This window comes from Bellilinea sp. (assembly GCF_034432615.1).
Taxonomy (GTDB): Bacteria; Chloroflexota; Anaerolineae; order Anaerolineales; family Anaerolineaceae; genus Bellilinea.
Genome location: NZ_DAOUBL010000169.1, coordinates 1 through 7,584, shown reverse-complemented (window position 1 = coordinate 7,584; position 7,584 = coordinate 1). Strand labels below are relative to the sequence as shown.

Genomic DNA, 7,584 nt, shown 5'->3' with positions numbered 1-7,584 from the left:
ATAATCTCAATCGCGTTGATTGCGAGCGTGATCTTTCAAAATAAAGGCGTCGGTCTCGGCGGTTTGACCGGTGCAGATAGCAGTCAGGTTTTCACGGCTCGGCGCGGTCTGGAAAAAACCGTTTTCCTGATCACCATCGGACTGGCGATTCTCTTCGTCATCCTTACACTCCTTTCGGTTGCCATTGGTTCCTGAATCAAGCAGCAGGGATTCAAGATCAGGATATACTCCATACAGTTAAGGGCGATTGGCACCTTTCTGGGGAAATCGCCCTTTTAGGTTTAACTGAAAATGAAAAAATTTCGCTGGCAAATCCTTATAATTCTTCTGACCGGTTTGGTGGTTGGAATTTTGCTGCTCAGTGAGCAGCCGGAGGGGGTAACTCAAATCGTGCCGGAACCGGTCACCGGCGGTTTTTACACCGAAGCGTTGATTGGTTCTTTACAGCGATTAAACCCCATCCTGGATTTTTACAATCCGGCTGACCGGGATGTGGACCGCCTTCTTTACAGCCGTCTGTTGTCCTTTGATGAACGCGGCATTCCGGTGCCCGATTTAGCCGCCTCTTGGGGAATTTCTCAGGACGGGACAATTTACAACTTTGAGATCAGACCGGAAGCCAAATGGCATGATGGTCAGCCGTTAACTGCCGCTGATATTGTCTTCACCATTGAGTTGCTGCGCAACGGCGGCGAAATTGTGCCGGCAGACCTGCAGCGTTTTTGGCGCGATGTAGAAGTTGTACAATTAAGCGAAACCCTCATCCAGTTCAAACTTCCGGAACCGTTTGCTCCATTTTTGGACTATTTGACTTTTGGCGTTGTTCCTCAGCATTTGTTAGGCGGCCGAACGATTGATCAGATCCGTGACTTGCAATTCAATATCCAACCGGTGGGTTCCGGACCGTACCGTTTTGATCAGTTGATTGTTGAAGACGGTCAAATTGTGGGGGTTTCCCTGCTGGCCTTTGAAGATTATTACGGCAAAAAACCGTTTATTCCGCAAGTCATCTTCCGCTACTTCCCGGACGCTGCTTCGGCTTTACAGGCCTATCAGGCTGACCGGGTGATGGGAATCAGCTCAATCAGCGAGGATGTGCTTGCTTCGGCGCTTGCCGAGCGAGATTTGGCAATCTACACCGGTCGAAAACCAGAACTCAGTTTGATTCTTTTCAATCACAAAAATCCCGAAGCAGGCTTTTTACAGAATCCCGAAATACGGCGGGCGCTGTATCTGGGAATCAACCGTCAGTATCTGGTGGATCGGGTGCTGGGTGGTCAGGCCATTCTGGCGGATGGGCCAATCTTCCCCGGTACGTGGGCATATTACGATGGTCTGCCTCGGGTCAATTATGATCCGGAGCGCGCCCGACAGATCTTGATAGATGCCGGTTATAGCCTGCCAGCCGAAGGCGGTGAGGTGCGGATCGGCAAGGACGGCGATGCGCTTCAATTTACAATGCTGGTGCCGGATACGGCTCGTTACCGAGCCCTTGCTGAAGCCATCCAGCAGGACTGGGCGGCGTTGAACGTGCAGGTCACGCTGGAGTTTTTACCCTATCCGGACATCATTGAACAACACCTGACCCTGCGAGATTATCAGGCCGCTCTGGTGGATTTGAATTTTACCCGCTCTCCCGATCCTGATCCCTATCCGTTTTGGGACTCCATTCAGGCCACGGGTGGGCAAAACTACACCCAGTGGGATCACAAAATTGCCAGCGAATATCTGGAGGAAGCCCGTATTACCCTTGACCTGAACGAACGTGCCCGTCTTTACCGTAATTTTCAGGTGATCTTTGCTGATGAATTGCCGGCGCTGCCGCTGTTTTACCCTGTCTACAACTACGGCGTAGACCGACAGGTGCAAGGGGTGCGGATGGGGCCGTTGCTGGAAAGCAGTGACCGCTTTACCACCCTGCTGGAATGGTATCTTTCCAGTCGCCCGGCAGCGGTAACACCTACCCCCTGAGTTCAGGATTTTGACCAATGACTTCCCTTTCTCATGACGCGGCCTTTCTTCAATCCGCTGCGCAGGTTTTGGAAGATTACCTGCTCTCGGAAGTATTGTTTTGGCCGCTGCAGCGCGAAAAAGGGGCAATGCTGGGCGGGGATTCAGATCAATTAACGCCCGGTAATTTACTCTTAAGCCTTGCCCGCCTCAGCAAGGAGGATTTGGCTGAACCTTCTCTTCAAACAGCTTTGCAGAGAATTGACGAAGTGCGCCAGCGGTGGAAATCGGCGTGGCTCAACAAATGCCGTAAAGAGTGGGAGCAGCGTTTGCGGCTCTGGCTGCACTATGTGGATGATTTACAGAGAGAAGACGGGCGGGTGTTACCTGCGGATTACTCCTTTCATGTCCGCCAGCGGGTCATTTTGGAGTTGTTGGGGAAAGAGATTGGCGATTTACCTCCTGAAAAAAGGCTGAAACTGCAAAGTGCTGATGAGGTTCTCCGTTCACTCAGCCAGCCGGGAGAATTCATCTGGCAAAAGGGTCTACAAGAGCGCTTCCCTGCTTCCTCGTTCTGGTATCTTTATATGAAAACTGGAAGAGGGATTTCTGAATGAGCAAAAAACGATTTTTTACCGGTAATGGTGATAACGGTACAACCGGACTACTGGGTGAGGGGCGGGTTTCCAAAAATCACCTGCGCATCGAGGCGCTCGGTTGTTTGGATGAAACTTCTGCTGCATTAGGTTTTGCGCGCAGTCTTACCCAGGATCAACACATTGCCGGGCTGGTTCTTCAAATTCAACGAGAATTGTATCAACTGATGGCGGAAGTCGCCGCTACGCCGGAAAATGCCGGGCAATTTCGTTCAATTACTGCCGAACATGTTCGCTGGCTCGAACAACAGGCCGATGAACTGAGCGAAGAAATTGAATTGCCGCGAGAATTTATTGTGCCGGGGGATACGGTTGCCGGGGGAGCATTCAGCCTGGCTAGAGCCATTTGCCGCCGGGCTGAAAGACGGGTGGTAGAATTGAACGAACAGGAAGGATTGCAAAATCCACACCTTATTCCTTACCTGAACCGTTTGTCCTCCCTGTGTTTTGTGCTTGAATTATACGAAACGCAGGTGAATAACAAAACACGCCCCACATTGGCAAAACGACGGGAAACATGACTGGCACAATCATCAACGTCATCACCATTCTGGTTGGCGGAGTGCTTGGCCTGGTGCTGGGCAGCCGACTGCCCGAGCGCTTACGCCAGACCGTAATGGCTGGGCTGGGTCTGTTTACCCTTGCCTTCGGCTTGAAAATGTTTTTGGACACACAGAATGCTCTGGTGGTGTTGATCAGTTTGCTGCTTGGCGCGGTCATTGGCGAGTGGTTGCGGATTGAGGATGGGTTAAGACGTTTGGGCGTCTGGCTGGAAGCGCGTTTTTCCAAAAACGGGGATTCTGCAGCGGATAACCGCTTTGTGCGCGGCTTCCTCACCGCATCGCTGGTCTTTTGTGTGGGTCCAATGGCGATTCTTGGTTCAATTCAGGATGGCTTGACCGGCAATTTTCAGACCCTGGCCGTCAAAGCCATTCTGGATGGCTTTGGTGCGCTGGCATTCGCCTCCACGCTGGGGGTGGGGGTGCTGTTCTCGGCGGTGGTGCTGCTGGGTTATCAGGGCAGCATCAGCCTGATGGCAGCCCAATTGCAGGCGCTGGTTACCCCGGCAATGATGCAGGAATTGAACGCTACCGGCGGGGTGATTTTGCTGGCGATCGCGATCGGCAGTCTGCTGGAGATTAAGCCCATTCGCGCCGGCAACTTTCTGCCGGCGCTGGTCATTGCTCCATTGATGGTGGTATTGATGCAGTTCCTGGGGGTTTATTGATTGGCCGGGTTCAGCTTTGCCAGTTCCTGATCAATGGTTTCAAATAATTCGGCTTGTCCCACCAGTTGTCCGTTCACGTTAAAAGTGGGGGTGCCGGTTACGCCCAAACCGCTGGCATAGCGGGCATCATCCAGTACTCGCTGCTGATATTGACGGCTGTTGTAGCAGCGGTCAAATGCAGCCGTATCCAGATTCAGCTGGCGGGCAATGCCTTTCAGCATGGCGTCATTGAGTTCTGCACCAAAATTGGCAAAGACATAATCGTGATATTCCCAGAATTTACCCTGATCAAGGGCACAGTAAGCAGCTTCGGCTGCCCGGTAGGATTCTGGGCTGATAAAACTGAGCGGCACATATTTGAAGTAGACTTTACCGGTGGCAACATATTCCTCAACCAGACGTTTTTCAGATCTCTCCCAAAAATCGCGGCAATGAACGCACTTGAAATCCGAGTACTCTTCAATTTTTATGGGGGCGTTCGGGTCTCCAACGGCCTGGCCGTCAATTTGCGGGCGGGTGAACATCTCCGGTTTGGTAATCCGGTCGGCACTGGCGGGCTGGTTGGATACAATCAATAAAACAGCAATAGCAACGGCTACAACCGAAATGACGCTGATCAGGATAATGCGGTTTCGTTGTTCCTGCTTGCGGCGCTGTTCGCGAAGGGCGACTTTGCGGCTGGATTCTTTTGATTTGCCTGACATTCTTCCTCCGTGGATGAGCAAAATCGTTTAATGTTGAACAAATTTTGCCATAGATGATGAGATTTGTCCAGAAGAAATCAATCTACACAGGTTGGCATGTGTTGCTAGAAAACCATCAATCTGCATAATACGTCCACACGGAGAAACTCTGATCGCTGCGTTTGAAACCAATTTTCTGGTACAAAGAGAGCGAAGCGTGATTGTCATTCTGGGTGTTGACGGATAATTCCCAACATCCATCCCGTTTACAACGCTGGATTAAATCGGCGACCAGAGCAAAGCCAATGTGCTGCCGTGTGTGCGAAGGAAGGACCGCCAGCCGGGCAAGATGAACGGAAAAAAGATTGGAGGTGCTGATTTGAAATCCAACAACCTGACCATCCAACTCGGCTACGGTGGCGTAGCGGGCGCGCTGAAATGAGATTTCGATCTGGGGAAGCGAGTTTTGCCAAATCGGTTCAAATGCCTGCTGGTCAATGGCTGCAACCCGCGGCAGGTCTTCTTCTTCCATCGGACGGATGAATACCGAAGGTGGAATTGGCAAATCGTCTTCTCCCCTGTCGTTTAATTCGCGATACAGGGTCACAATGGATTGATGATACAGAAATCCAACACCGGTCAGCAGGGGAATCATCCATTCCTTCAGCCCCAACGCGGCAATGGTAGGCATGTTTTGGGGGTTAAAATGTGCCAGACATTTGCTCATGAGCGTCTCCCAGTGCTCTTGCGGAGAAACGCCCCGGCGGCAGGCGTACATGCGCAGCCATGCAATGCCAGCCGGTTCTTCGATCAAAGCCAGCGCAGCGCAGATTCCCCGTGAGTCTTCAACAACCCAAAAGGGTTGCTTGCCGATCCAGTCCAGTGGTGAAGACCAGTCCAGATGGTAAAAGACATGATCGGCATGATCGAGTTCAGCCGAAAGTACTGGACGATCCTCTGGGTTGGCAGGACGAATTATGAGTTGCTCTGACATATAAACTGGTCAAATGAACGAGGGCTAGTTCATTCCGCTTAAGCGGCGGATGATGCCCATCAAACTCCGCAGCAGCCGGTCTTTCATGGACAATTTGCGCTTTTCTTCCAGCGCAGCATCCATGCTGACAAGAGACTCAATGCGTTTGCCCTGCCGCAATTGAATGGTTGAAATGCGCTGCAAGACATACGCGCGCATCTCCTTTTCTGAAATCTGTTTGAACAAAGCCGCAGATTGGTTGAACAAATTGAGGGCTTCATCAAAGCGTTTCAAATCTTCCAATGCGCTGGCAAGATTGGCAAGCGCCATGGCCTGACGTTTAAGGTCGCCGGCAGATGCAAACACCTGTTCGGTGCCGAGGGCTGCCTGATACGCCTCTTCGGGTTTTCCGGCTTTGAGCAGCGCAACCGAGAGGTTGTTTTTCATTTCCGCCTGTTGGAGCGACTGATTTTCTGCCGATAAGGCTTCAACCGCCTGAGCAAAGGCTTTTGCAGCAGTTTCGTACTCCTCGTTCTGGTAGGCTTCCCATGCTTTTTGAGTAATGAGCTGAATGTCGGCTTCGGACATGGTACATTCCTCGTGCAGCGGTATTAGTAGGTAATTTCCAGCAATCCTTCGGCAACTGCCCGCAACTTTTCTACGGAAAGTTCACTTAATCGCATGGCCAGTTTCAGGTAGGGTAAATTGACCGGTTTGCATATAAATTCGCGCACATCCTCGGGCAATTCCATGAAGCGTTGAATGGCAATCCTTTCCGCACGCCATTGTCCAATCGGACCGCGCTGGTCAAAAAGTTCTTCCATGCGGATTTGTAAGTGGTCGGTGAGGATTTCCAGTTCTGGCAGCGGGATGGCTTTTTCACCCAATTCGTAGGATTCAATCCGCTCTTTGGGTATGGCTGTCTTTTCTTCCATTTGTTGCAACGTCAGGTTCAGGGTTTGACGTGTCATCCGCAGGCGTGCGCCGATAATTTTATGGCGCAAAGCCACATAAGCCGGGGATTGTTCAAATGGCTCCTGCAGTCCCTGCCCCAACAGGGATTGTGCGCTCCAAAAATGTTCTAATGGGATATCCAGGTAGTAGGCAAACGCTTCCAGCTGCGGTAAAGAGGGTGCAAGCAACCCGGCTTCAATCTGTTCGTATTGCGCGGGGGTTATTCCCATTGCCCGTGCGCACTGTTCGACACTGCGGTTGCGCGAAATTCGGGCGTCATAAATCAATAATCCCAGTTTGCGGGTTCGTAATTGAGTTGCCTGTTGGATAGTTTTCATCGAATACCTCACCGAAGCGGGATGAAACAGCCGTTCATCCCATTATAGCATTGCCCAAAAAAATTTATCTACGCCTTCCCAGCATACTGCTGAGGTCGGCGCCAAATACCTCTGGTCCCAGTTTGAAGCCGGCTGCTTCCAACCGTGGCATGAAAAGCGGGCGAATACCGGTTGGCTTCAGTTCACCAATCACTTTGCCGTCGGGGTCAATACCGGTTTGCTGGAATTTGAAAATATCTGTCATCACGACTGTTTCACCTTCCATACCGGCAATTTCGGTAATGGAAGTAACTTTACGGGTACCATCCTTAAGGCGGGACTGCTGAATGATCATGTCAATGGCAGAGGCAATTTGTTCGCGAATCACCCGGACAGGCAGATCCATACCCGCCATAAGGCACATCGTTTCCAAACGGGAAATGGCATCACGCGGTGTATTGGCGTGCAGCGTGGTCAGCGAGCCGTCATGACCGGTATTCATCGCCTGAAGCATATCCAGTGCTTCACCGCCGCGTACTTCACCAACAATAATCCGATCCGGACGCATTCGCAGCGCATTGCGCACCAGATCCCGAATGGTTACCACGCCTTTTCCTTCGATGTTCGGGGGTTTGGTTTCCAGTCTGACGACGTGTTCCTGTTGAAGTTTCAACTCGGCAGCGTCTTCGATGGTCACAATTCGTTCTTCTTCAGGGATGAAACTGGAAAGGACATTCAGCAGGGTGGTTTTACCGGAACCGGTGCCGCCGGAAATGACAATGTTCAGGCGCGCCATGACGCAGGCGCGGATGAACTCCGCCAT

The 7,584-nt window shown here is 51.6% G+C and carries 10 protein-coding genes; 5 read left to right on the top strand and 5 right to left on the bottom strand.

Going from position 1 to position 7,584, the window contains the following annotated elements; all coding sequences use genetic code 11:
* From secG to VAE48_RS07980, 5 genes are all read left to right on the top strand, one after another.
* The coding region (secG, locus tag VAE48_RS08000; RefSeq protein WP_322792797.1) for a preprotein translocase subunit SecG at positions 1-195 on the top strand (195 nt) is incomplete at its 5' end.
* 96 nt (positions 196-291) lie between these two features.
* The gene (locus VAE48_RS07995) at positions 292-1,971 is read left to right on the top strand and encodes a peptide ABC transporter substrate-binding protein (protein ID WP_322792796.1); all 1,680 of its coding nucleotides are present in this window, start codon (positions 292-294) and stop codon (positions 1,969-1,971) included.
* Positions 1,972-1,988: 17 nt separating this feature from the next.
* Entirely contained in the window at positions 1,989-2,567 is a 579-nt protein-coding gene (locus tag VAE48_RS07990; RefSeq protein ID WP_322792795.1) for a hypothetical protein, read from the top strand.
* A complete protein-coding gene (locus VAE48_RS07985) occupies positions 2,564-3,127 on the top strand; it encodes a cob(I)yrinic acid a,c-diamide adenosyltransferase (protein WP_322792794.1) in 564 nt (187 codons plus the stop codon). The genes VAE48_RS07990 and VAE48_RS07985 overlap by 4 nt, the downstream gene beginning before the upstream one ends.
* On the top strand, positions 3,124-3,834 hold the full coding sequence (locus VAE48_RS07980) for a DUF554 domain-containing protein (RefSeq protein ID WP_322792793.1): 711 nt from the start codon (positions 3,124-3,126) through the stop codon (positions 3,832-3,834). Before VAE48_RS07985 ends, VAE48_RS07980 begins: the two co-directional genes overlap by 4 nt.
* On the opposite strand, the gene VAE48_RS07975 is transcribed toward VAE48_RS07980, so the two are convergent.
* From VAE48_RS07975 to VAE48_RS07955, 5 genes are all read right to left on the bottom strand, one after another.
* Positions 3,828-4,538, bottom strand: a complete 711-nt coding sequence (locus tag VAE48_RS07975; protein ID WP_322792792.1) for a DsbA family protein — start codon at positions 4,536-4,538, stop codon at positions 3,828-3,830. The two genes, VAE48_RS07980 and VAE48_RS07975, sit on opposite strands and share 7 nt — an antisense overlap.
* Positions 4,539-4,653: 115 nt before the next feature.
* The gene (locus tag VAE48_RS07970; RefSeq protein ID WP_322792791.1) at positions 4,654-5,511 is read right to left on the bottom strand and encodes a GNAT family N-acetyltransferase; all 858 of its coding nucleotides are present in this window, start codon (positions 5,509-5,511) and stop codon (positions 4,654-4,656) included.
* Positions 5,512-5,535: 24 nt separating this feature from the next.
* Entirely contained in the window at positions 5,536-6,078 is a 543-nt protein-coding gene (locus VAE48_RS07965) for a tetratricopeptide repeat protein (RefSeq protein ID WP_322792790.1), read from the bottom strand.
* 23 nt (positions 6,079-6,101) lie between these two features.
* Positions 6,102-6,782, bottom strand: coding sequence for a helix-turn-helix domain-containing protein (locus VAE48_RS07960; protein WP_322792789.1), 681 nt, complete (start codon positions 6,780-6,782; stop codon positions 6,102-6,104).
* Positions 6,783-6,846: 64 nt separating this feature from the next.
* A partial coding sequence (locus tag VAE48_RS07955) for a CpaF/VirB11 family protein (protein WP_322792788.1) occupies positions 6,847-7,584 on the bottom strand: 738 nt, incomplete at its 5' end.